The organism is Flavobacterium sp. YO12 (genome assembly GCF_004119495.1).
Taxonomy (GTDB): domain Bacteria; phylum Bacteroidota; class Bacteroidia; order Flavobacteriales; family Flavobacteriaceae; genus Flavobacterium.
The window spans coordinates 1-524 of record NZ_NRQU01000154.1; the positions used below are offsets into that span (position 1 = coordinate 1).

Sequence of the window (524 nt, forward strand, 5' to 3'; positions counted from 1 at the left end):
CCAAAATGGTCGAAGGAGCACCTCTACAAGTTGATATTTCTGCTAACTTTATGTTTTTTGAAAAATTTGTAGTTGGAGCAGCTTATAGATGGAGTGCCTCTTTAAGTGCAATGGTTGGATTTCAAATCACAGACGGACTTTATTTAGGTTACGGTTACGACCGAGAAACAACAAACTTAAATAATTACAACTCAGGATCTCATGAGATATTCCTGCGATATGAATTCTTCAAGAAAAATGGTAAAATGACAACTCCTCGTTTCTTCTAAAACTTATTATTATGAAAAATTATACGCTCCTTTGCTTAATACTATTAAATATTTTTTACGGCTATTCACAGCAGTCAAAGGTTAATTCAGGTGATAAAAAATACGATGGATATGCTTATGTTGACGCCATTAAGACCTATGAAAGGGTAGCCGAAAAAGGATATAAGTCTGAGGATTTATTTAAAAAACTCGGAAACTCATATTACTTCAATTCTGAATTTGAAGGTGCCGCCAAATGGTACGGAGAACTCTTTG

General features: G+C 34.4%; 1 protein-coding gene and 1 pseudogene. Both read left to right on the forward strand.

The window, feature by feature from the left end:
* Positions 1-269 (forward strand): type IX secretion system membrane protein PorP/SprF (locus BOW55_RS20715; protein ID WP_129026342.1); only part of this gene is annotated, 269 nt, incomplete at its 5' end.
* Positions 270-280: 11 nt separating this feature from the next.
* Positions 281-524 (forward strand): annotated as a pseudogene (locus tag BOW55_RS20720) (flagellar motor protein MotB); the annotation flags it as partial.